General features: G+C 54.3%; 21 protein-coding genes. 2 read left to right on the plus strand and 19 right to left on the minus strand.

Features of this window, described 5'->3' with window-relative positions:
- Positions 1-8 precede the first annotated feature (8 nt).
- Both yacG and ACTUJZ_RS11530 read left to right on the plus strand, forming a co-directional pair.
- A complete protein-coding gene (gene yacG, locus ACTUJZ_RS11525) occupies positions 9-239 on the plus strand; it encodes a DNA gyrase inhibitor YacG (RefSeq protein ID WP_463636462.1) in 231 nt (76 codons plus the stop codon).
- Positions 240-248: 9 nt separating this feature from the next.
- The gene (locus ACTUJZ_RS11530; RefSeq protein WP_463636463.1) at positions 249-1,115 is read left to right on the plus strand and encodes an aspartoacylase; all 867 of its coding nucleotides are present in this window, start codon (positions 249-251) and stop codon (positions 1,113-1,115) included.
- Positions 1,116-1,199: 84 nt separating this feature from the next.
- Here the strand turns inward: ACTUJZ_RS11530 and mutT are convergent, their stop codons facing one another.
- The 19 genes from mutT to mraZ form a co-directional block, all read right to left on the minus strand.
- Positions 1,200-1,583 (minus strand): 8-oxo-dGTP diphosphatase MutT, encoded by a 384-nt coding sequence (mutT, locus tag ACTUJZ_RS11535; protein WP_463636464.1) that lies wholly within the window; start codon positions 1,581-1,583, stop codon positions 1,200-1,202.
- Positions 1,583-4,291 (minus strand): preprotein translocase subunit SecA, encoded by a 2,709-nt coding sequence (gene secA, locus ACTUJZ_RS11540; RefSeq protein ID WP_463636465.1) that lies wholly within the window; start codon positions 4,289-4,291, stop codon positions 1,583-1,585. The genes mutT and secA overlap by 1 nt, the downstream gene beginning before the upstream one ends.
- 155 nt (positions 4,292-4,446) lie before the next feature.
- Positions 4,447-5,322, minus strand: a complete 876-nt coding sequence (locus ACTUJZ_RS11545) for a peptidoglycan DD-metalloendopeptidase family protein (protein ID WP_463636466.1) — start codon at positions 5,320-5,322, stop codon at positions 4,447-4,449.
- Between the two features lie 246 nt (positions 5,323-5,568).
- A complete protein-coding gene (gene lpxC / locus ACTUJZ_RS11550) occupies positions 5,569-6,480 on the minus strand; it encodes a UDP-3-O-acyl-N-acetylglucosamine deacetylase (protein WP_463636467.1) in 912 nt (303 codons plus the stop codon).
- 168 nt (positions 6,481-6,648) lie between these two features.
- Positions 6,649-7,815, minus strand: coding sequence for a cell division protein FtsZ (gene ftsZ / locus ACTUJZ_RS11555; RefSeq protein ID WP_463636468.1), 1,167 nt, complete (start codon positions 7,813-7,815; stop codon positions 6,649-6,651).
- A 109-nt stretch (positions 7,816-7,924) separates the two neighbouring features.
- The gene (gene ftsA / locus ACTUJZ_RS11560) at positions 7,925-9,154 is read right to left on the minus strand and encodes a cell division protein FtsA (protein WP_463636469.1); all 1,230 of its coding nucleotides are present in this window, start codon (positions 9,152-9,154) and stop codon (positions 7,925-7,927) included.
- A 19-nt stretch (positions 9,155-9,173) separates the two neighbouring features.
- Complete coding sequence (locus ACTUJZ_RS11565) at positions 9,174-9,848, minus strand: cell division protein FtsQ/DivIB (protein ID WP_463636577.1); 675 nt, start codon at positions 9,846-9,848, stop codon at positions 9,174-9,176.
- Positions 9,849-9,911: 63 nt separating this feature from the next.
- Positions 9,912-10,859 (minus strand): D-alanine--D-alanine ligase, encoded by a 948-nt coding sequence (locus ACTUJZ_RS11570; protein WP_463636470.1) that lies wholly within the window; start codon positions 10,857-10,859, stop codon positions 9,912-9,914.
- Complete coding sequence (gene murC / locus ACTUJZ_RS11575) at positions 10,859-12,304, minus strand: UDP-N-acetylmuramate--L-alanine ligase (RefSeq protein WP_463636471.1); 1,446 nt, start codon at positions 12,302-12,304, stop codon at positions 10,859-10,861. The genes ACTUJZ_RS11570 and murC overlap by 1 nt, the downstream gene beginning before the upstream one ends.
- Entirely contained in the window at positions 12,304-13,377 is a 1,074-nt protein-coding gene (gene murG / locus ACTUJZ_RS11580; RefSeq protein WP_463636472.1) for an undecaprenyldiphospho-muramoylpentapeptide beta-N-acetylglucosaminyltransferase, read from the minus strand. Before murG ends, murC begins: the two co-directional genes overlap by 1 nt.
- Positions 13,374-14,660 (minus strand): cell division protein FtsW, encoded by a 1,287-nt coding sequence (gene ftsW, locus ACTUJZ_RS11585; RefSeq protein WP_463636473.1) that lies wholly within the window; start codon positions 14,658-14,660, stop codon positions 13,374-13,376. Before ftsW ends, murG begins: the two co-directional genes overlap by 4 nt.
- Positions 14,657-15,964 carry a UDP-N-acetylmuramoyl-L-alanine--D-glutamate ligase gene (gene murD / locus ACTUJZ_RS11590; RefSeq protein WP_463636474.1) on the minus strand — a complete coding sequence of 436 codons (1,308 nt, stop codon included), beginning with the start codon at positions 15,962-15,964 and terminating at the stop codon, positions 14,657-14,659. Before murD ends, ftsW begins: the two co-directional genes overlap by 4 nt.
- A 4-nt stretch (positions 15,965-15,968) precedes the next feature.
- A complete protein-coding gene (gene mraY / locus ACTUJZ_RS11595; RefSeq protein ID WP_463636475.1) occupies positions 15,969-17,051 on the minus strand; it encodes a phospho-N-acetylmuramoyl-pentapeptide-transferase in 1,083 nt (360 codons plus the stop codon).
- Positions 17,045-18,448, minus strand: a complete 1,404-nt coding sequence (locus tag ACTUJZ_RS11600; RefSeq protein WP_463636476.1) for a UDP-N-acetylmuramoyl-tripeptide--D-alanyl-D-alanine ligase — start codon at positions 18,446-18,448, stop codon at positions 17,045-17,047. Before ACTUJZ_RS11600 ends, mraY begins: the two co-directional genes overlap by 7 nt.
- Positions 18,445-19,971: a UDP-N-acetylmuramoyl-L-alanyl-D-glutamate--2,6-diaminopimelate ligase gene (gene murE / locus ACTUJZ_RS11605; protein WP_463636477.1), complete on the minus strand. Its 1,527-nt coding sequence runs from the start codon at positions 19,969-19,971 to the stop codon at positions 18,445-18,447. The genes ACTUJZ_RS11600 and murE overlap by 4 nt, the downstream gene beginning before the upstream one ends.
- Positions 19,961-21,736: a peptidoglycan D,D-transpeptidase FtsI family protein gene (locus tag ACTUJZ_RS11610; RefSeq protein WP_463636478.1), complete on the minus strand. Its 1,776-nt coding sequence runs from the start codon at positions 21,734-21,736 to the stop codon at positions 19,961-19,963. Before ACTUJZ_RS11610 ends, murE begins: the two co-directional genes overlap by 11 nt.
- Positions 21,733-22,068: a cell division protein FtsL gene (ftsL, locus tag ACTUJZ_RS11615; protein ID WP_463636479.1), complete on the minus strand. Its 336-nt coding sequence runs from the start codon at positions 22,066-22,068 to the stop codon at positions 21,733-21,735. Before ftsL ends, ACTUJZ_RS11610 begins: the two co-directional genes overlap by 4 nt.
- Positions 22,065-23,000, minus strand: coding sequence for a 16S rRNA (cytosine(1402)-N(4))-methyltransferase RsmH (gene rsmH, locus ACTUJZ_RS11620; protein WP_463636480.1), 936 nt, complete (start codon positions 22,998-23,000; stop codon positions 22,065-22,067). Before rsmH ends, ftsL begins: the two co-directional genes overlap by 4 nt.
- Entirely contained in the window at positions 22,997-23,455 is a 459-nt protein-coding gene (mraZ, locus tag ACTUJZ_RS11625; protein ID WP_463636481.1) for a division/cell wall cluster transcriptional repressor MraZ, read from the minus strand. Before mraZ ends, rsmH begins: the two co-directional genes overlap by 4 nt.
- Between the last annotated feature and the right edge of the window lie 53 nt (positions 23,456-23,508).

Raw genomic sequence — 23,508 nt, forward strand, 5'->3', positions numbered from 1 at the left:
TGTGTGCCATGAATGTGAAATGCCCCATTTGTGCAAAAGCGGTGCAATGGTCTGCCGACAGTCCATACCGGCCTTTTTGCAGCAAAAAATGCCAACTGATTGATTTGGGCGAATGGGCCAGCGAGGAACGCAGTATTCCTGCAGCCAAGCAAACGCCCGACGACCAGCCTTCGCCTGCCGATATCGAAGACATTGAAGCGATGTTGAGCGAACAGCCGGATGACTTTTTTAAACATTAAGGACGCGGCATGCTTAATTCCATTGCTTTGATCGCCGGTACCCACGGTAACGAAACCAGCGGCATTGCGTTACTGCGCCAGTGGCAGCAACATGGCGTACCAGACCGCTTTGCCTCGCTTAATCCCATTTTGCAGCTGGCTAATGTGCCGGCGATGCAGGCTAATGTGCGGTTTGTGGAAGAAGACCTGAACCGTTTATTTACCCCGGCAGCGTTGGCAGGTCCCCCACAAAGCAGTGAAGGGCATTTGGCAGCCTGGCTTAATCAGCAACTGGGGCCGAAGGGTGACAGTCAGACCGATCTGGTGATTGATATCCATAATACCACCAGTGCCATGGGCGCTACGCTCATCCTGTTAAGCGCAGATGAGTTCTCAGTGGGCCTGGCGCGTTATGTCAAACACCATATGCCAGAGGCAAATATTCTGTTGGAAGATGAAGTGGCGTATGCCGAGCACCCGTATCTGTGTACCACCGGCAAACGCGGCCTGATGATTGAGGTGGGCGGTCAGCCGCAGGGTGTGCTGCGTGAGGATGTTTATCAGCTAACTGTATTGTTGACTGAAACCGTGCTGGATTATTGTCTGGCAGTGAACTCCAGCAGCGTGCCTGAATTGCCGGCCTGCGATGTGTACCGCTTAGGCCACAATGTCAGCTTTCCGCTGGATGAGAATCTGCAGCGCCTGGCCATGATCCATCACAGCCTGCAGGATGCTGACTTTCAGCCGCTATTACCCGGTGCACCAGTGTTTAAATACTTTGATGGCAGCGAAACCGTGTGGCACGGCGATGAGGTGACCTACCCGCATTTTATTAATGAGGCGGCCTACGCACGTAGTCATGTGGCCTTTGCCACTGCCACGCTGATCAAACTCTGATCCAGGATAAGCTTTAAAAGCGAGCCATAAATAATAAAAGCCCCGCGCAGGTTAGCCTGGCGGGGCTTTTTTTAATTAAAACAATTATTGCTGTAAGCGCTCAATGATCACCGCATTGGCCGCCGGAAAATCCGCCGGATTGAGTGCGTTTATCGCTACCCAACGTCCGGATTGTTGTTCCCGGCCAAAAGGTTCACCGTCAAAGTCGTCTACCAGGTGTACATCCAGGTGTACCTGTTTGTCACCATAGTCATGGTGGATGTCTATCAGCGGCGTACTGCGCTGAACCTGAATACCGACTTCCTCGGCCAGTTCACGGCGCAGCGCTGCAGTCACGGTTTCACCGTCTTCTACCTTGCCACCCGGAAACTCCCACTTACCACCCTGATGCTGATCAGCATGGCGCAAGGTGACAAAGGTTTGCTGCTGACGGCGGATGACACCCACCGCCACATGCACTTTTTTCATCAGCTCAGTTTACCGTGGCACTGTTTGTATTTTTTGCCCGAGCCACAGGGGCACGGATCGTTACGACCCACTTTGGGGCCGTCCCGCAGGGCAGTTTGAACCCGACCATTTTGTGGCTGCGGTTTTTGCCCGGCATCTTCGTGCTGGAAGTTTTTCGGCACATCGTCGGCCTGGCGACGCTGTTCTTCGACCTTTTCCACATCGGACTCGGCTTTCACCTGCACCCGGCTTAGCACCGTGATCACTTCGTGTTTCAGGGTTTCCAGCATCTGAGCAAACAGCTCAAAGGACTCGCGCTTATATTCCTGCTTGGGGTTTTTCTGCGCATAACCGCGCAAGTGAATCCCCTGACGCAGATGGTCCATGGCTGCCAAATGTTCTTTCCAGTGGCTGTCCAGATTTTGCAGCATTACCGCTTTTTCAAACTGGCGCAGTACTTTTTCGCCAACGATTTCTTCTTTGGCTTTATAAGCAGCTTCAACTTCTTCTAAGATGCGCTCTCGCAGCTTTTCTTCGAACAGCTTGTCGTCGCTGTCCAGCCATTCCTGCAGCGGCAAATCTACAGCAAAGTCGGCTTTCAGGCGTTCTTGTAAGCCCGGGATATCCCACATCTCTTCCAGTGATTGCGGCGGGATGTACTGATTCATCACATCGTCCAGCACATCTTTGCGGATCGCCTGAATGGTTTCGCTGATATCGCCTTCATCCAGCAGCTCGTTGCGCTGCTCGTAGATTACCTTACGCTGGTCATTGGCCACATCATCGTATTCCAGCAACTGCTTACGAATATCGAAGTTACGCCCTTCGACCTTACGCTGAGCATTTTCAATCGCCCGGGTTACCCAGGGGTGTTCAATCGCTTCACCGCGCTCCATGCCCAGGCGTTTCATCATACCGGCCATTTTTTCAGAGGCGAAAATCCGCATCAGCGCATCATCCAGCGACAGATAGAAACGGCTTGAACCGGCATCGCCCTGACGGCCTGAACGGCCACGTAGCTGGTTATCGATACGGCGTGATTCATGACGCTCAGTACCAATGATATGCAGACCGCCAGACTCTAAGACAGCATCGTGGCGTTTTTTCCACTCAGCTTTAATCGCTTCAATCTGCTCGTCGGTGGGGTCGGTCAGCTTTTCCACTTCATTTTGCCATGCGCCACCCAGTACGATATCGGTACCCCGACCTGCCATGTTGGTGGCAATGGTCACTGCTGCCGGGCGGCCGGCTTCGGCAATGATGTCGGCTTCCTGGGCGTGGAACTTGGCATTTAGCACTTTATGCTTGATATTGGCTTTTTTCAAAACCCGTGACAGTAGCTCTGAGTTTTCGATGGAAATGGTTCCCACCAACACGGGCTGACCGCGCTTCACACAGCCTTGAATATCTTCCACTATGGCTTCGTATTTTTCTTCCGCCGTCATGTAAATCAAATCCGCCATATCTTTACGGATCATGGGCTTATTGGTGGGAATTACCACAGTTTCTAAGTTGTAGATAGTATTAAATTCGAATGCTTCGGTATCGGCTGTCCCGGTCATACCGGACAGCTTATTGAATAAGCGGAAATAATTCTGGAAGGTGATCGAGGCCAGGGTTTGGTTCTCGTTTTGAATTTTTACGCCTTCTTTGGCTTCTATCGCCTGGTGCAGGCCTTCTGACCAGCGACGGCCTTCCATGGTGCGGCCAGTGTGCTCGTCAACAATGACAATCTGGTCGTCTTTAACAATGTAATCCACATCTTTTTGGAATAAGCGGTGAGCGCGCAGCGCTGCGTTGATGTGATGCAGCAGCGAAATATTAGCCGCATCAAACAGCGATTCACCTTCGGGCAGGATGCCGGCTTTGTGCAGGATCTCTTCCACATGCAGCTGACCATTTTCAGTCAGGTGGATTTGCTTACCCTTTTCATCCACGGTGTAGTCGCCATCGCCCACTTCACCTTCAGCATCTTCTTTTTCCTGCTGCACCAGCTCAGGAATCACTTCGTTAATCCGGCGATACAGCTCTGAGCTGTCTTCGGCGGCGCCAGAGATAATCAGCGGCGTACGCGCTTCGTCAATCAGGATTGAATCCACTTCATCCACTACAGCAAAGTTCAGCTCGCGCTGTACCCGCTCCTGCGGACTGAAGGCCATATTATCGCGCAGATAATCAAAGCCAAATTCGTTGTTGGTGCCATAGGTGATATCGGCCTGATAGGCATCGCGTTTGGCTTCCGGCGGAATGCCCGGGATATTACAGCCTACTGTCATGCCCAGGTATTCAAATAATTCACGGCTCCAGTCGGCATCCCGTTTGGCCAGGTAATCGTTCACAGTAACGATGTGCACGCCTTTGCCGGATAAGGCATTAAGATAGGTTGGCAGGGTGGCGGTCAGGGTTTTACCTTCACCGGTACGCATTTCGGCAATTTTGCCCTGGTGCAAGACCTGACCACCGAGCAGCTGCACATCAAAGTGGCGCATGCCGTACACCCGCTTACTGGCTTCACGCACCGTGGCAAAGGCTTCGATCAACAAATCGTCCAGGCTGGTGCCATCGGCCAGGCGCTGTTTAAATTCAGCGGTTTTGGCTTTCAGCTCGTCATCGGAAAGCGCTTCAAATTCCTTTTCCAGACCGTTTATGGCATCGACAGATTTTTGTAATTTTTTTATGAGTCGGTCATTTCGGCTACCGAACACTTTTCTCAGGACGCTTGAAAACATTACCTTGCAAATTCCACTACTGAAGAGGCAGCCACCATAGCTGGTGTGGCCTCGTTGTTTTAGAAAAATGACACCTTACGCGAGTTACGTAAAGCTCGCCACCCTAACTTGTTATTGTCATGCTTTTTTAGCCTACCACACGAGGGTGCAGGCCATTATTGCCGGGTAAACGGGAGGGGATCCACAGGTTGGCCATTTCTTATTACTTCATAATGTACATGCGCGCCAGTTGAGCGGCCGGTATTGCCCATCAGGGCGATGGGCTGGCCTTTTGTGACCAGGTCGCCAACCGCCACCTGAACCACCTGATTATGACCATAGCGGGTCACCAGGCCATTTTTATGCTCAATCTCAACCAGATTGCCATACCCATAGCGCTCGCCCGCCCAGGTCACAATGCCCGCCGCGGTGGCCACTACAGCGTCGCCTTCGCTGCCGGCGTAGTCTAACCCTTTATGCATTGCAGGGTCACCGGTGAAGGGGTCGGCACGCATGCCGTAATAAGAAGATAACCAGCCAGACTCCACCGGTCTGCCCGATAATTGGTTCTGTTGTTGGATATGGTGCCCTTTGACCAGACTTTCAAGCATGGCTATTTGCCGGGCCTTTTCGTCCAGCGTTTGGCGGGCCACGCCAATCTGCGCCAACAACGGATGTTCTTTTAATTGGGGCGCGTGCTGACTGGAAGTAAATGCCGCCAAATCATCGCCCTGCATCCCCAATGATTCTGCCAATTGCTGATTGCGTGCATCCAGCTGTGCCAGTTGCCCGTTAAGCTCAGCCAGCCTGGTAACAAGCACCTGCAATTGCGCCTGGGTCTTTTGCTCCAGGTCATTTAATGTATTGTGATCTTGTTGATTAGCCTGCGCGGCCAGCGCGATGCGGGCCAGATCTTCGTTGACCGAGCTGGTCGAACGGCTCGACACCAACATAAACAGGGATGACAGCACGGTGACACTGACCAGTGTCCGTACGCTGACGCTATAGCGATAGCGGCGCTGTTTGCCGATTAGATTGATGGTTAATTTCATACACTGACTGCTGGCTATTGATCCTGGCTAGTTTACCTGCCTTCGCTGTGTTCAACAAATCAGCAATAAGGCTAATACCTGGTTTGCGCTTCACCTTCTGGCAAACATTTATAAATTTTAGCAAAATGCGCCGTCAAAGCGCTTATCAGAATTGATACCCTGATGCCCATCACAATGCGTGATTGAGCGCCTTTTTGGATATAAAAAAACCGCTGACAGGCAGCGGTTTTGTCTTGCTATACGCACTTAGGCCAATACTGGCTCGGCATAGCGGATCGGCATTTCTTCTGGCGATTCGTAGGTAATAAACTCCCACGCATCCTGAGTGGCCAGCAGCTGATTCAACAGCTTATTATTCAGACCATGGCCAGTTTTAAAGGCACGTAACTCACCGATGATGCTGTGACCGCCTAAATACAGGTCACCTACTGCATCGAGAATTTTATGTTTCAAAAATTCATCGGCGTAACGCAAACCTTCAGGGTTTAATACCCGGAACTCATCCAGCGCTACCGCATTTTCCATGCTCGCACCTAAAGCCAGGTTGTTGGCGTTCATGTATTCCACATCACGCATAAACCCAAAGGTACGGGCACGGCTGACTTCGCTCACATACGAGCAGCTGTCAAAATCCAGCACCATATGCTGACGGGTCTGACTGATCACCGGGTGATCAAAATCGATTTTAAAATCAACCCGGAAACCATCGTGGGGCACTAATTCCGCCCACTTGTCACCGTCTTCAACCCGGACCGGCTTTTTGATACGGATAAACCGCTTAGGTGCATTGAGTTCTTCAATGCCGGCAGACTGCAGCAGGAACACGAACGGGCTGGAGCTACCATCCATGATGGGTAGCTCATGGCTGTTCACCTCAACAATAATGTTGTCGATGCCCAAACCAGCCAGCGCGGATGCCAAATGCTCAACCGTGTGAATTGCCACACCGTCTTCATTGCTTACACACGTACACAACACGGTGTCACCCACAGCGTTTGCACGCGCAGGAATGTCCACAAACGGGTCCAGGTCGATGCGCCGGAACACAATTCCTGTGTTGGCAGGCGCAGGCCGGAGAGTCATGGTGACCTTTTCCCCTTTGTGCAAACCAATTCCGGTTTCCTGAACCGGATGCTTGATTGTACGTTGTCTAATCATCGTTTGCTTTTACCTATTCAAAAAGCGGTCGCGCATTGTACAGGCGCATCCGCCCCATGTCAAAAGTGTGCCACTTTGACAACAACAGGGCAATTTACCCTGATGGGCACTGGCCACAACGCTTAGCGCTGTGGGCGCACCGCTATAGATGTAAACCCAGACCGAGTACTAGTCAGCTTGCTTACGCAGGAATGCCGGAATATCCAGGTATTCCAGGTCATTGTTCGGCTGTGCTTCATCGTCAGCTTTCAATGCCTGATTGCCTTCGGTTCCGCCAACACTGGCGCGGCTTTCGCTATGGCTGCTACCGCCAAACTCACGGTGCGACGACGCCATGCGTGAATTTTCAGAGCTTACCAGAGAGATATCTGGTTTTTTCTCAGCGCCGATGCCTGTGGCAACTACGGTAACCCGCAGTTCGTCTGTCATTTCCATATCAATCACAGTACCCACAACCACAGTGGCGTTTTCAGACGCAAATGCCTTCACAGCATTACCTACGGTTTCAAACTCATCTATTGCAAAATCAGGGCCAGCTGTAATATTCACCAGAATTCCACGGGCACCGGACAGATCGATATCTTCCAGCAGCGGGCTGGCGATGGCCGCTTCTGCTGCTTCTTCGGCGCGATCCGGTCCAGAAGCTGCACCGGAACCCATCATGGCTTTACCCATCTCTGACATCACAGTACGCACGTCAGCAAAGTCCACGTTAATCAGACCAGGGCGTGTAATAAGTTCAGCAATACCCTGTACTGCGCCACGCAAAACATCGTTGGCTGCACTGAATGCCTGCAACAATGGTGTGCCCGGGCCCATCACTTTGAGCAGTTTTTCGTTCGGGATAGTGATCAGTGAGTCAACATTATTGGCCAGCTCCACAATCCCCTGCTCGGCAAAGGTGGTGCGTTTTTTACCTTCAAACGGGAACGGTTTGGTGACCACTGCCACCGTCAGGATCCCCATTTCACGGGCAATCTTGGCCACTTCTGGCGCGGCACCGGTACCAGTACCACCGCCCATACCAGCGGTGATAAAGACCATATCCGCGCCGTCCAGTGACTGGCGAATTGTTTCACGATCTTCTTGTGCAGCATCACGGCCTACATTAGGATCAGCACCGGCCCCTAAGCCTTTGGTGACACTTGATCCAATTTGCAGAGTGATATCAGCGCTAGAGCTACGCAGGACCTGGGCGTCGGTGTTAATAGCAATGAATTCAACACCTTCGATACTTTGTGCCACCATGTGCTCAACAGCGTTACCGCCGCCGCCACCGACACCGATGACTTTAATTACGGCTTCTTCGCCGTGACTATCCATTAATTCAAACATACTTACTCTCCGGTTGTACGTCTTTCAACACTGAGCTAAGGCACAAATGCCGGCCACCTGCTTCCCTGTTGGCCATATCCCTAAGCTCTAGCGCCCCCAAAATTAAAATTTAAAATTCACCTTTGAACCAGCTTTGCACCCGGTGCAACAAATTCTCCACCGGTTTGGGCTTGCTGGTTTTCTTATTCTCTGACTGCATCTTGCCATATTGCAGTAGCCCTACAACGGTGGCAAAGCTGGCATCGTCAGTGTATTCAGATAAGCCTTTTACTTCGATGGGCTTACCTACACGCACAGGCATCTGAAACAACTCTTCGGCAAACTCTACCGCACCTTCCATTTTGGCGGTGCCACCGGTAAGGACTAACCCTGCCGCAATTTGTTCTTCCAGGCCACTGGCCCGAATCTCATCGTGGACCAGTTCAAACAGTTCCTGATAACGAGGTTCGATTACCTCGGCCAGCGTATGCCGGGACATTGCCCGCGCCGGCCGGCCGCCCACACTGGGCACCTCAATGTTATCTTCCATGCTCACCATATCTTTGAGCGCACACGCATAATTGATTTTGATCTCTTCTGCATTGCTGATAGGTGTGCGAAAAATCTTGGCGATATCACTGGTAATCTGATTGCCTGCCACCGGGATCACCGCGGTGTGGCGAATCGCGCCATCAGTGTAAATTACAATATCCATGGTGCCGCCGCCAATGTCGACCACACACACGCCGAGTTCCTTTTCATCGTCGGTGAGTACCGCATAGCTGGAGGCCAGCGCAGAAAAAATCAGCTGGTCGGCATGCAGGTCACAACGTTCGATGCACTTGGTTAAATTTTTGGCCATGTCGTCGGCGCAGGTGATGATGTGCGCATCGGCTTCCATCCGTACCCCCGACATGCCGATAGGGTTTTTGATCCCTTCCTGGACATCGATGGTGAATTCCTGCGGCAACACATGCAGCAAGCGGCGTTCGGCCGCAATCGGCACTGACCGGGCGGCGTGGATTACGTTATCCACATCTTCCTGGGTCACTTCCTGATTGTTGATCGGGACCATGCCATTTTCGTTCTGGCACTTCACGTGACGCCCAGAGATGGACATAAATACCGACGACACCCGGCAATCAGCCATCAGTTCCATTTCACTGACCGCACTTTGCACCGACTTCACCACCAGGTTTAAGTCGTTCACCCCGCCTTTATCCATTCCTTTTGCTGCATGGGTGCCCACGCCAACAATGCTGATCGAGCCGTCGTTGAGCGCTTCACCCACTACCGCTTTGACCTGGCTGGTTCCAATATCCAGCCCGACGATCAGGTTGCGTTCAGCCGTTTTTGACATGGTGTCTTATACTCTCTTGCTAACTTTGTTTATTATCATTGTCATCGTGCCAGCCTACAGCCAGCCCGGTGTCATAGCGCAAATCAACATAACTGACCGCCCGCGGCTGCTTAAGTAACAGCGGAAACACATCAATAAACCGCTGCAGTCGGTCGATAAATTTTTGGCGCCCCAAATTCAAGGTGATGCCATTACTCAACTGCACCTGCCAGGCAAACCGTTCGCTGAGCGATAACTCGGCAATGCCCATGGAAGAAGTCGCTAATAACGACTTCATCGCGTTGTACCCTTCCAGCGCAGTTTTTTCGCTGCCGCCGGGGCCAAACAAGTGCGGCAAAGACACTGTCTTGCCGTTCAACTCAAAGGTGTCGCCATAAGGATTCAACAGCATGTCGTCATTCCAGCGCGCCACCGGCTGTTGTTCCACCAAATAAATCTTTAAGGTGTTGGGCCATTGTTTGCGCACCGAGGCGCGATAGACCCACGGCTGCGCTTCAACTAGCTCAAACACCTCGTTCACATCCAGCTCAAAAAAGCTGCCCGGCTGTGAACGGCGAATCTTGCGCTCCAGCGCGGCTAAATCAATCTGGGTAAAATCCCCGGAAAAATGCACCACCTGTACCGGCATGCGTTGCTCATCTTTGAGCCAGTCGCGCACCGCCAGCGCTGCGTACACCAGGCTGGCCACCACCATCAGCAAAAAGGCCACCCCGGCCCAAAACCGAACTTGTTCGCGGCTAAGGGTACGCACCAATACTTACTCCTGCTTTGCCAGGCTGGTGTTGAGGATTTCTCGGCACAGCTGGTCAAAATCCAGCCCGGCCGCGCGGGCCGCTTTTGGCACCAGGCTTTTTTGTGTCATACCCGGTACGGTATTGGATTCCAGCAAGAAAAATGCCCCGTTTGTATCCTGCATCACATCAACCCGGCCCCAACCCTGACCCGATAAGGCGACAAATGCCTCTTTGGCCAGCGCAGCCAAGGCAGCTTCATCGCTTGCGCTTAAGCCGCTGGGGCAAAAATACTGCGTTGTATCGTCTTGATACTTGGCGGCATAATCATAAAACGTATGGGGAGTAGACATGCGAATGGACGGCAACGCGCGGCCTGCAAGAAAGGCAACGGTATACTCAGCCCCGTCAATGAACTGTTCCAGCAGGACCTGGTTATCATAATTAAAGGCGTCCTGAATGGCAGTATCGAGTTGTTTAGCGCTTGTCACTTTGGCCATGCCGATGCTCGAGCCTTCGCGCGCCGGTTTGACCATGACTTTATTCCCCAATCGTTGCATTATAGCGCTGCACGATCCAGCTTCAAAGTCTGTTTTATCAGCAATTTGGTATTTCGCCGTAGGTAATCCGCGGCTTTCCCAAATTTGCTTACTGCGAATTTTGTCCATGGCCAGTGCCGAGCCTAATACACCGCTGCCGGTATAAGGGATCCCCAACCATTCCAGGGCGCCCTGTACAGTGCCATCTTCACCGCCGCGACCATGCAGCATTATCACCGCACGGTCAACATTTTCTTTTATTAAATCAGTAATTTGTCGTTCTGCAGGGTCAAAGCCAAAGGCATCAACTCCCTGCTGCTGCAAACTGTTGATCACCGCCTGCCCAGAGCGCAAAGAAACCTCGCGCTCGGCAGAGTGACCGCCCAGCAATACCGCTACCCGGCCATACTTATCAGATTGCCCTGCACTATGCATTATTTTTTCTCATCCAAAAAATTTTTGGGTTCCAGCTTGCACGCCGCCAGATGTTGGGCGATTTGGCCAATATTCCCCGCCCCCTGGGTCATGACAATGTCGTTTTCCTGCAACACATTGGCCAGAATGCCAGGTAAGTTTTCCTTATCACCCACATAAATTGGCTCACGCGGACCGCGCAACCGCATCGACCGGCATAACGCTTTACTGTCAGCGCCTTCAATGGGCTGTTCGCTTGCGGCATACACATCCAGCATCAGCAGCACATCTACCTCAGAGAGCACTTCCACAAAATCTTCATATAAATCGCGGGTGCGGGTGAATCGATGAGGCTGATAAATCATCACCAGACGCTGTTCTGGCCAGTTGGCCCGCGCCGCCGCGATGGTGGCCGCCACTTCTGTGGGATGATGGCCATAATCATCCACCAAAGTAACCGGGCCCACCGAGGTGGCAAATTCACCTAACAGTTCAAAACGCCGGCCAATACCGCCAAACTGAGCCAGCGCACGGCTGATAGCCGCATCCGGTACGCCTTCATCGCTGGCTACCGCGATAGCCGCCAACGCATTGAGCACATTATGATTGCCGCTTAAGTTTAAGGTCACATCCATGGGGGCCGCATCGCGGCGCAACACGGTAAAGCGCGCTTGATTGAAACCTAAAATGACATCCACCGCCTGCACATCATTGTGTTCGCCAAAACCATAGGTCAGGATACTGCGGCCAACGCGCGGCCGGATGGCCTGAATGTTGGCATCATCGCCACACATGATGGCCTGGCCGTAAAATGGCAGGTTATGTAAAAAGTCCACATAGGTGTCTTTCATGCGATTAAAATCGCCTTCGTACGTGTCCATGTGGTCCGGTTCGATATTGGTCACCACCGCGACCATGGGTTGTAAGTGCAAAAACGATGCATCGCTTTCATCGGCCTCGGCAATCAGATAGCGGCTTTTGCCCAGCCGCGCATTGGTGCCAGCACTGTTGAGCAGCCCGCCGATGACAAAGGTCGGGTCCAGATCGGCTTCGGCAAAAATGGTAGCAATTAAACTGGTGGTGGTGGTTTTACCGTGCGTGCCGGCAATGGCCACCCCATGGCGAAAGCGCATCAGCTCGGCCAGCATCTCGGCGCGCCGGATAATCGGAATGCGATGCTCGCGGGCATACTGCACTTCCGGGTTGGCTTCGTTGATGGCACTGGAGACCACCACCACATCGGCGCCGGCCACATTATCGGCAGCATGGCCGATATGTACCGTGGCACCCAGCCGGGTTAAGCGTTCGGTCATGCTGCCCGACTGAATGTCCGAGCCAACAATATGGTAGCCTTCGTTGGCCAGCACTTCGGCGATGCCGCCCATGCCGGCACCACCAATGCCAATAAAAAATATGGTGTTCACTTTCCGCATTTGCGGGCTTTGAAACGGCGTTTCTAAAACCATCAGGCCGTATCTCCTACCAGTGTACTGCACTGGGTTACTACATGTTGTGTTGCGTCTGTCATCGCCTGTTGGCGTGCGTGTTGGCCCTTTTCAAGCAGGCTGTGCGGCTGTGCCAGCCAGCCCTGAACGATGGCCGGTAATTGTCGTTCCAGCTGCGTCTGCGGCACCAGCCAGGCTGCATCGGCTGCTACCAGCGTCTGGGCATTTTTGGTTTGATGATCATCCACCGCATGAGGCAGCGGCACGAACACCGCGGCCAAGCCTGCCGCAGCCACTTCAGCCACGGTCAAGGCCCCGGCGCGGCAAATGATCACATCGGCCCAGGCATACGCCTCGGCCATATCCTCTATAAACTCGCTCACCTGCCAGCTGGCCTGGCTGTGCGCATAGGCCTGCTCAACCTGCGCCGCATTGTCACGGCCGGCCTGGTGCCATACGCTTAAGCCGGCATGGTCTCCCAGTAATGGTGGCAATCGGGCGTTAAGCGGCTGTGAGCCTAAGCTGCCGCCGACAATCAATACCCGAAGCGGATCATGCACATCGGTTTTAGCCGGCAGGGCCACAATGGGCGGGCGCACCGGATTGCCTACGGTAACACAGCGGCCCTGGGCGCGGCCAAATTGACTGGCGGCCTGGCCAAACCCCAGTAAGATCCGCTGAGCCAGGCGACCTAAAAATTTGTTGGTCAGGCCGATGGCTGCGTTTTGCTCGTGGATCACCAGTGGGATCCCTGCCAGCCGCGCCGCCAGCCCGCCCGGGCCACTGGCATAGCCACCAAAGCCGAGGACTAAATCCGGTTTAAAGGATTTCATCAACCGGCGCGCCAGCACCACACTGCGGGCCAGCCCGCTTAAGCTGCGCAGGCGGGCCGATAAGCCTTTGCCGCGTAACCCGGATACCGGTAAAAAATGCAACGGAAAATCATAGGCGGGCACCACCCGGGCTTCCATACGCTCGGCAGTGCCCAGCCATTCAATGTGCCAGCCCTGCTCGCGCAATGCACTGGCCACCGCCAGCGCCGGAAACACATGCCCGCCGGTGCCACCAGCCATAATCAGACACCGTTTACTCATGCCGGTGTCTCCTGGATCTCTGGTTCGCTGCTTTCTTCCGTCTTACCCGCCTGCTTTTGCGCCTTGGCAGCCGGTTTGTTCAGCCGCGGGCGCCGAGAGTTTTTGGTCAGCGCCTGCACCCCGGCTACCCGCAGTTCAAAATCAATGCGCAGCAGCAAGGCGATAGACACCATCATGACAATCAAGCTGGTGCCGCCGTAACTGACCAGCGGCAGCGTCAGGCCTTTGGTAGGCAATATGCCCACACTGGCGCCCACATTCACCGCGGTCTGAAAGCTTAGCCAAATGCCAATGCCGTAGGCCAGATAGCCTTCAAACGGTCGCGAGGCCTGCAAAGCCAGATTGCCGATTCGTAAGGCGCGCATTACCAGATAAAAAATCAGCCCCAGGATCACCAGCACACCGGCAAAGCCCAGCTCTTCGGCTAAAATGGCCATAATAAAATCGGAATGGGCCTGGGTTAAAAATTCCAGCTTTTGATAACTGTTGCCCAGGCCCTGCCCAAACCAGCTGCCGCGGCCATACGCCATCAATGACTGGGTCAGCTGATAGCCGCTGCCAAATGGGTCCGCCCAGGGATCTAAGAACGACGTCACCCGGCGCAGCCGGTATTCTTCAAACACAATCAGCGAGACCACCGCAGCCAGGCCCACAAAGACCACCGAAAAAAATTGCCACAAACGAGCACCGGCTAAAAACAGCAGGCCCATGGTGGTGGTAAGCATCACCACCACGGTGCCAAAGTCCGGTTGCATCAACAACAAGGTGGCCACAATAAACAACACCACCAGCGGCTTCACAAAGCCTTTAAGATTTTCGGTGACCTCTTCATAGCGGCGCACCAGGTAGCCGGCCAGATAGGCAAAAAAGAACAGTTTGGCGGGCTCGGCCGGTTGCAGGGTCATCGGCCCCAGCACAATCCAGCGGGTACTGCCGTTGATGTTCTTGCCAATCAGCAACACCGCCAGGAGTAGCCCGATGGCGATGAGCAACAAGTAGGGATTAAAGATCCGCCAGTAGCGCATGGGGATCTGCAGCACAATGCCGCCGGCGATGAGCGCCATCACCAGATAAATGCCATGGCGCATGGAGAAGAAAAACGGATTGCCGTATTCGCGTTCGGCCACCGGCATGGAGGCCGAGGTTACGATGATCAGGCCCAGCGTCATCAGCGCCAGGGTCACCAGAATCAGGGGTAAATCATACGGCAAGCGACTCTCCGCCGGCGCATCGTGGCGGGCTTTGAATAACTCACTGAGCGAGATCTGCATCTGTCTAATCATTGGCTGCCCTCGCCAATCGCTGTGATGAAAGCTTCTGCCCGCGCCACATAGCTGGTAAACATATCCAGGCTAGCACAAGCCGGGGCTAATAATACGGTGTCGCCAGGGCGAGCCAATTCGCGCGCCTGCGCGACCGCCTCGGCCATGCTGGCAGTTTGCATGGCAGCTGGCATCAGCGCTGCGATGGCCGGGCCATCTTTACCCAGGGTAATGAGCTCATCAATGTGTTGCTCGAGCACCGGTTGCAGCTGCGTCAGGTCAGCGCCTTTGGCATCGCCACCGGCAATCAGCAGCAAGCGGCCAGTTTTTTGCTGGCCAAAACTTTCGATGGCTGCCACTGCAGCGCCAATATTGGTGGCTTTAGAATCATCAATCCAGATGATGCCATCATTGCTGGGCACCCGCTCGCAGCGATGCGCCACCGGCGTAAAGCTATATACCGCCTCGGCAGCTACAGCCGGCTCCACCCCGGCGAGGATCGCCAGCGCCACTGCCGCCTGAATATTGAGCCAGTTATGCCGCCCCATCAGCGGTACCCGGGAAAGATCCACTAATGGCTCGCCCTGCCAGGTTAGCCAGTTGTCCTGCTCGCCGCAGTCCTCGTCACTGGGACCAAAGCCAAATTCGGTGGTGGTGACAGCCAGTGGCAACGGATAGGTCATTTGCTGGGCGCGCCAGCACACAGCATGTTCGGTGTGCTGATAGATGCGTTGTTTGGCTTCGCTGTACGCGGCCAGAGTACCGTGGCGATCTAGATGATCATCACTGATATTTAAAATGGTGGCAGCATGCAGCGCCAGACTGTGGGTGGTTTCCAGCTGAAAACTGGACAGCTCCAGTACCACCCAATCAGCCGCCTGCTCCAGGGTCGATACCGCCGGTATTCCCACATTGCCCGCAGCGATCGCGGTAAGCCCGGCCTGCTGCAAAATATGCGTGACCAGCATGGTCACAGTGGTTTTGCCATTTGAACCGGTAATGCCCAGCACCGGGGTGCGGTTAAACCACGCAAACAGCTCAATCTCGCCGATAATTTTGACGCCGGCGGCATAGGCTGCTTGAACCGCCGGATGGCTCAGCGCCATGCCCGGGGATAACACCAGATAGTCAGTGCCGGCCCAAAAATCCGGGCCAATTTCGCCACGGGTGACTGGCGCACTAACCCACTCTGGCACCACGGCAGTGGCCCGCGAGTCCCACACCCGAAGCTGGCAAGGTTGCTGCTGCAAAAAGCGGATACTGGCCTGGCCACTCAAGCCCAGGCCGCCCACCACAATTTGAAGATTTTCCACCGTTGCTGCCATGGGCCTACCTTAACTTCAGGGTGGCCAGGCCCACCAGGACCAGAATCAGCGAAATGATCCAAAAGCGCACAATGACCCGCGGTTCGGGCCAGCCTTTAAGCTCGTAATGGTGGTGAATGGGCGCCATACGAAAAATTCGCTGGCCGCGCAATTTGTACGAGCCCACCTGCAAGATCACCGATAGGGTCTCGGCCACAAATACCCCCCCCATGATGATCAGCACAATTTCCTGACGCACCAGTACCGCTAAAATCCCCAGGGTACCGCCTAATGCCAGCGAGCCCACATCGCCCATAAATACCTGTGCTGGATAGGTGTTAAACCATAAAAAGCCCAGGCCGGCCCCCACAATCGCGGTGCACACAATCACCAGTTCGCCGGTGAGCGGAATATACGGAATGTTCAGGTACTGGGCAAAATTGGTATTGCCGGTAACATAGGCGAAAATGGCCAGCGCGCCGGCCACTAAAATTGTGGGCACAATGGCCAGCCCGTCGAGACCGTCGGTCAGGTTCACCGCGTTGCTGGTGCCCACCAGAGCAAAATACACGATGGCAATAAAAAACAGCCCCAGTTGCGGGAAGACTTCTTTGAAAAAGGGCACCAGCAGGCCGGTTTCCGCTGGCGTCACCGCGGTGTTATACAGGTAAAACGCCACGCCCAGCGCAATTACCGACTGCCAGAAATATTTCCAGCGGGCAATCAGGCCTTTGGAGTCTTTGCGAATCACTTTACGGTAATCGTCCACAAAGCCTATCAGGCCATAGCCGACCACCACGGTCAGAGTGACCAGCACATAACGGTTGGTCAAATCAGCCCACAGCAACACACTGGTTACGATGGCCGCCAGGATCAGCAGGCCGCCCATGGTGGGCGTCCCGGCTTTGGACAGATGCGACTGGGGACCGTCATCGCGCACAGTCTGACCAATCTGCATTCTTTGCAGGCCACGAATCATCTTTGGCCCGATAAAAATCGCGATAAGCAGCGCCGTCAGGGTACTTAAAATTGCACGCATCGTCAGATACGAAAAAACATTGAATCCTGTTTCGAACTGGGTCAACCACTCAGCCAGCCAAATTAACATGCAATACGCTCCCGACGGCGATCAAGCTTTCCCAGCGGGGATGCCTCGATGGCCGCGACTACTTTTTCCATTTTGGAACTGCGCGATCCTTTGACCAGAATCGAAATATTGCGCTGCTCCGACAAACAATTGGCCTCAATGCCGGCCAGTAAATCATCGATGTTGTTGTAATGTGCGCCTAACGGCCCGTATACCCCACTGGCATGCTGGCTTAGCACACCCAGTGAAAACACATGATCAATGCCTTTATGCTGGGCATAATGGCCTACCTGCTCATGGTAATAACGGGCTTTTTCGCCCAGCTCGGCCATATCGCCCAGCACCAGCACTTTTAACCCACTAAAGGTAGCCAGGGTATCGATGGCGGCATTGACCGAGGCCACATTGGCGTTATAGGTATCATCCAGCAGGCGCACCTGCGACGATAAGGTTTTTACATTGAGGCGGCCTTTGACTTGTTGCATCAGACGCAGCCCTTCGCTGACATCTTCCAGCGAAGCGCCTACCTGCATCGATAGCGCCGCCGCCAGTAACGCATTGCCCACATTGTGCAGGCCCGGCACGGTAAGCTGAACCGCAGCCACGCCTTGCGGGGTCACCATTTGAAACTCGGCGCAGCCATCCAGACCTAAGCTAATATCTTCGGCGTAAAAATCGGCTTCGTTTTTCTGATCTGGCGCAAAAGTAAGCACTTGCTTATTTTTGATTTTGCCAAGCCAAAACTCCGCAAACTGGCTGTCCACATTAATAATCGCCACACCCTTATCACCCAGCCCCTTAAAAATTTCGCTTTTGGCCCGGGCCACGCCCAGCAGGCTGCCAAAGCCTTCCAAATGGGAGGCTGCGGCATTGACGATGGTCGCTACATCGGGCTTGGCCAGCGCGGTGGTGTAGGCAATCTCACCCAGGTGATTGGCGCCCAGCTCCAGCACGGCAAAATCATGCTCAGGGGTCAACCGCAGCAAAGTCAGGGGCACACCGATGTCGTTATTAAAATTACCGGCGGTGGCCAGCACATTGCCACGACGCGATAAAATGGCCGAGGTCATCTCTTTAACCGTGGTTTTGCCACTGCTGCCGGTGATGGCTACCGTTTTTAACGGCAAACTGGCGCGCACCGCGCCACCAAGCTGGCCTAGCGCCTGCTTGGTATTGTCAACATAGATAACCGGCACCGCGGCACTGACCGGCTCACTGGCAATCACCGCCCGGGCGCCCAGCTCGATGGCTTTGTCCACAAAACGGTGGCCGTTAAAATTCGGCCCGGTCAGAGCGATGAATAAATCGTTGGGTTGCAAGGTGCGGGTATCCGTGCTGACACCACTAATCTGGCAATCGTCACCGTCTAAGCGCCCGCTTACTTGTTGTGCAATCCAGGACAGCGTTGTTGTTATCATTGGCTGTACTCCTTTTGCAGCCGCGCAATTACGGCACGTTCGTTATAATCTGTTTTTTGATCACCGATTATCTGGTAATCCTCATGGCCCTTTCCGGCCACAATGATCAAATCCTGCGGCTGGGCCTTGGCCAGGCAATAGCGGATAGCCTGTTCGCGGTCCGGCTCACTGATGGCCGACGCGGGGTTGACCAACCCGGCCCGAATATCTTCCGCAATGGCTTCCGGCGCTTCTGAGCGGCTGTTATCCGTGGTGATCACCAGATGATCAGCATGCTGTTCAGCCGCCTCGCCCATCAGTGGGCGCTTACCCCGGTCGCGATCACCACCGCAGCCAAACACACACCACAGCTGGCCGTTGGTATGGGCACGGGCACTGGTCAGTACCTGGGATAGCGCATCCGGGGTGTGGGCATAATCCACCACCACATTGGCCTGCTGGCCAAATTCAAATACTTCCATGCGCCCGGCCACCGGTTGCACCATAGGCAACACATTAACCACATCATCAAACCGCTCGCCCTGCACCAGCAATACCGCAATAGCACTAAGCAGGTTACGCACATTAAACTCGCCTAACAGCGGCGCGCGCACCACCGTAGTGCCCCAGCTGGTCTGCAGCCGAAACTGAATACCCGACTGATGATATTGCACGTTTGTGGCCAAACAATGGCGATGTGCTGACAAATCGATGCCAGCACTGAGACCGGTCATGACCGGCTCGACAGGCTGCGGACAGGCTTTGAGCCAATTTTGACTTTCTTTATCATCGGCATTGAGCACCACTGCTTGCAGCCCGGGCTGACGCAATAACGCCCGCTTGGCGGCGGCGTAATTTGCCATGGTGTGATGATAATCAAGATGGTCGCGGGATAAGTTGGTAAATACCGCTATGTCTGTATTGACCTGGCTCAGACGCCCCTGCACGATGGCGTGGGACGAGGCTTCAAAGGCCACCTGACGCACCTTCTGAAGCACAAAGTCTGCCAATACGTTTTGCATATAGATCGCATCGGGCGTGGTGTTATCTGCCGGCGACGGCACCCACTGGGTGGAGGTACCATCATAAACGCCGCTGCCCAGTGTACCAATGGCTGCACTGCGGCTGCCCAGCAGCGACTTTAGCTGGCTAAGCAACTGAACTACCGATGTTTTTCCGTTGGTGCCTGTGACGGCCACGGTACTTAGCTTGGTCGCCGGGTAATCATAAAACGCCGCCGCCAGTGAGGAAACCATGGCCGGTAAATCAAACAGGTGCACGATCACAGTGCCGCCACGCATTTCCAGCGCGCCGTGGGCCTGACTGTCGTCAGTTTGCGTCAGGATCACCCGCGCGCCCAGGCTGATGGCCTGCGGAATAAAGTCCCGGCCATCCAGCTGATGGCCCTGCACTGCCACAAAGGCCACCCGCGGGGATACCATGCGGCTGTCCAGGGTCAGCCCTTCGATGCGGATATCCGGCGCTTCGATACCAAATTTCGCCAGCAACGGGCGAATACTCTGGGTAAATGCATTAACTGCCATGCTGGCCTCCTGGAAGTAACTGGGTGGAGGTGACCTGTTTGTCATCCGGGGGAATATTCAATAATTGCAGCGCACCGCCCATGATGGCCGAAAAGGTCGGCGCGGCGGTGTCGCCGGCATGATACAAATCACCGCCGGGCTCGTTAATCAGTACCACGGTGACCAGCTTAGGATCGCTCAGCGGCGCCATGCCGGCAAAGATGTTCACATATTCTTCGCCATAGCCACCCGCTACCGCTTTGCGGCTGGTACCGGTTTTGCCACCCACCCGGTAACCGGGTATGGCGGCTTTTATGGCGGTGCCGCCACGCTGCACCACGCTTTCAAGCATATTTTTGACCGCGTCGGCATTCTGCTCACTGACCACCCGCTCGGCCTGCGGCTTCCAGCTGCTGGACTCCGGGCTTTTCACGATAGACAGTGGACGCTTTACCCCGCCATTAGCAATGGTGGCGTACATGCGGGCCAGCTGAGCAGTGGTGACCGAAATGCCATAGCCGAATGACAAGGTAGCCAGTTCAAACTGCGACCAGCGATTGCGCTCATGAAAAATGCCATTACTTTCGCCGGGCATATTGGTGCCGGTATCGGTCATCAGGCCCATGTTGAAATAGGTATCCAACAAAAAGTTTTTCGGTACACCCAGGGCCAGGCGTGAGGTGCCCATGTTGCTCGAATGCTGGATGATTTCTTCTAAGGTCAGTTCGCCGTAGTTACGATGATCTTTGACCAGGCTGCCGCCTAAGCGCATCCAGCCTGGGTGGGTGTCTACCGAGTCGTCGATGTCCACCGAACCAAATTCCAGCGCGCTGAGCACCGCCAGTGGTTTCATCGACGAACCCGGCTCAAAGGCATCAGTGATCACCCGGTTACGCATACGCCGTGGGCTGACATCCGAGCGATCATTAGGATTAAACGACGGCGCATTGACCATGGCCAGAATATCGCCGCTGTCCACATCCACCACAATGGCCGAGGCCGAGGTGGCCTGGTAGTACAGCATGGCTTCTTTAATTTCACGGTAAGCCAGCGCCTGAATGCGCTGGTCAATGGTCAGCACCAGATTGCCAGCGGCTTCGCCATCTTTGGTTTTTAAAATCTCCACCTGGCGCCCTTTGGCATCGCGGCGGATCACCTTAGAGCCAGGCGTACCGGTCAGCCAGTCATTGTATAAGCGTTCCAGCCCTTCAATGCCGGTGTCATCCACATTGGTGATGCCGATCAGCTGTGCGGTAACCTCACCATTGGGGTAGTAACGGCGGCTTTCGCGACGCAGATAAATGCCCGGAATATCCAGCTGGCTGACATAGTCGGCCATGGCCGGCGACACCTGGCGCTGCAAATACACAAAGCGGCGGCTGGGGTTGCTAACTTTTTCTTTCAGATCATCCACATCGCGGCCCAGCACATCGGCCAGTGCTTCCCAGCGGCGCTGTTTGCTCAGGCCGTTTTGCTGATGCACAATTTTAGGGTCGGCGTAGATAGCACGCACCGGCACACTGACCGCCAGCTCCACGCCATTGCGGTCGCTGATCAGGCCCCGATAGGTGGGCATATTGCGGGTGCGCAGAGTCCGGCTGTCCCCCTGCTCAATTAGGTTGTCCGGTGAAATGACCTGGATGTAGGCTGCGCGCACCGCGATGGCCACAAACACCAGCGCCACAGCGGCAATGACCGTGACAAACCGCCAATGCACCAGGCTGGGTTTGACATTCTGGCGCGCTCCGCGGCTGGTTTTTTTGGCCGGGCTGGAAGACTGACTCATTTTATCCGTACCACAACTTCTTCTTTGGCGCTGGGCCGCTCCATATTCAACTGCTTTTGCACCATGGCTTCGATCCGATTGTGCTCGGTCAGCGCACGCTGCTCTAACACCAGGTTGCGCCATTGTACATCCAGCTCATCACGCTGCTGCATCAGGCTTTCTAAGCTCATAGTTTGCTGGCGGTTATAATGGCTGGACAGGATGACCGCAAAGGCCGAGGCGATAACCGCTAAATACAACAAAACCCGCAGTTTGTTGCGGGTCAGATCGGCGAGTAAAATAAGCGCTAAGTTGAAGTGGGTATCGGCGTCAGCCTGCCAGGACTTACTCATAATTTTTCAGCCACCCGGAGTACTGAACTGCGACTGCGGACATTCTGGCGAATTTCTTCATCGCCAGGCTTAATGGCTTTGCCGATGGGCCGCAACACTTTATCAGCATCAATCTCGGCCTGGGTCACCGGCAGATTATGGGGCACATTTTTGCCTTTACTCTGCTCCTTGATAAAGCGTTTGACCAGCCGGTCCTCCAGCGAGTGAAACGAAATCACGGCCAGCCGGCCAGCCGGTTTTAATACTGCTACTGCACATTTTAATCCAATGCGCAGCTGGTCCAGCTCAGCATTGATATAAATGCGAATCCCCTGAAACGCCCGGGTAGCCGGGTGTTTGTATTTGTCTTTGACCGGCACGGCTTCATCAATCAACGCCGCCAGTTCGGCGGTGCGTGACAGTGGCTGGGTCTGGCGACGATTGACGATGGCATGGGCGATACGCTTGCCAAATTTTTCTTCGCCAAATTCTTTGATCACCTGGGCGATGTCTTGCTCTTCAGCTTCATTAAGCCAGTCTGCGGCGCTTACCCCTCGGGTGGTGTCCATGCGCATGTCCAGTGGCCCGTCGCGTAAAAAGCTAAAGCCGCGACTGGCATCATCCAACTGCGGCGAGGACACACCCAAATCCATCAAAACACCGTTGACCTGGCCGGCCAGACCGCGGGCGGTCAGTTCATTTTCCAACTCAGAAAAGGGTTGATGGATAATGCTAAAACGCGGATCGTCGGCAAAACGCTCGGCTGCAGCGATGGCCTGCGGGTCGCGGTCAAATGCGATCAGGCGGCCGTGCTCAGACAACTGCTCTAAAATGCGCCCAGAGTGGCCGCCACGGCCAAAGGTGGCATCCACATACAAACCATCGGGATCGATGGCCAGTCCGTCCATGCATTCTTCCAGCAAAACGGAAATGTGGGCATCACGGGTGCTCATAGAGAAAAGTCCTGTAGTCGTTCTGTCAGTTCGAAGGTGCCTTCGCGTTCAGTCTGCATATCAGCGTCAATCTGGCCGGCCCAAATATCGGCATCCCAGATTTCAAATTTATTCAGCTGACCGACCAGCATCACCTCTTTATTAAGTTTAGCGTGCTGGCGTAAAGGTGAGGAAAGAAGAAAACGGCCGCTTTTGTCCATCTCCCCTTCCGTGGCGTATCCAAGCAGCAGGCGTTGCATTCGCCGCTCGGCTGGAACCATGCTGGAGAACTTACTCAGCTTAAGCTCAATTTCTTCCCATTCGGGAAGTGGGTAAAGCAGCAAACAACTTTGTTGTGTATCAATTGTGCAGACGAGCTGTCCGTTACAATCATCCTGTAAAGGTTGACGGTATTTTGTTGGTATAGCCAATCTTCCCTTTGCATCCAGATTGATTGCATTAGCGCCGCGGAACATTCCCCTAGCCTTTTTATATTTGTTGTATTTTTCTTGTTTTATTGAGTGCTAAT

This window comes from Alteromonas sp. WD8-37 (assembly GCF_055326825.1).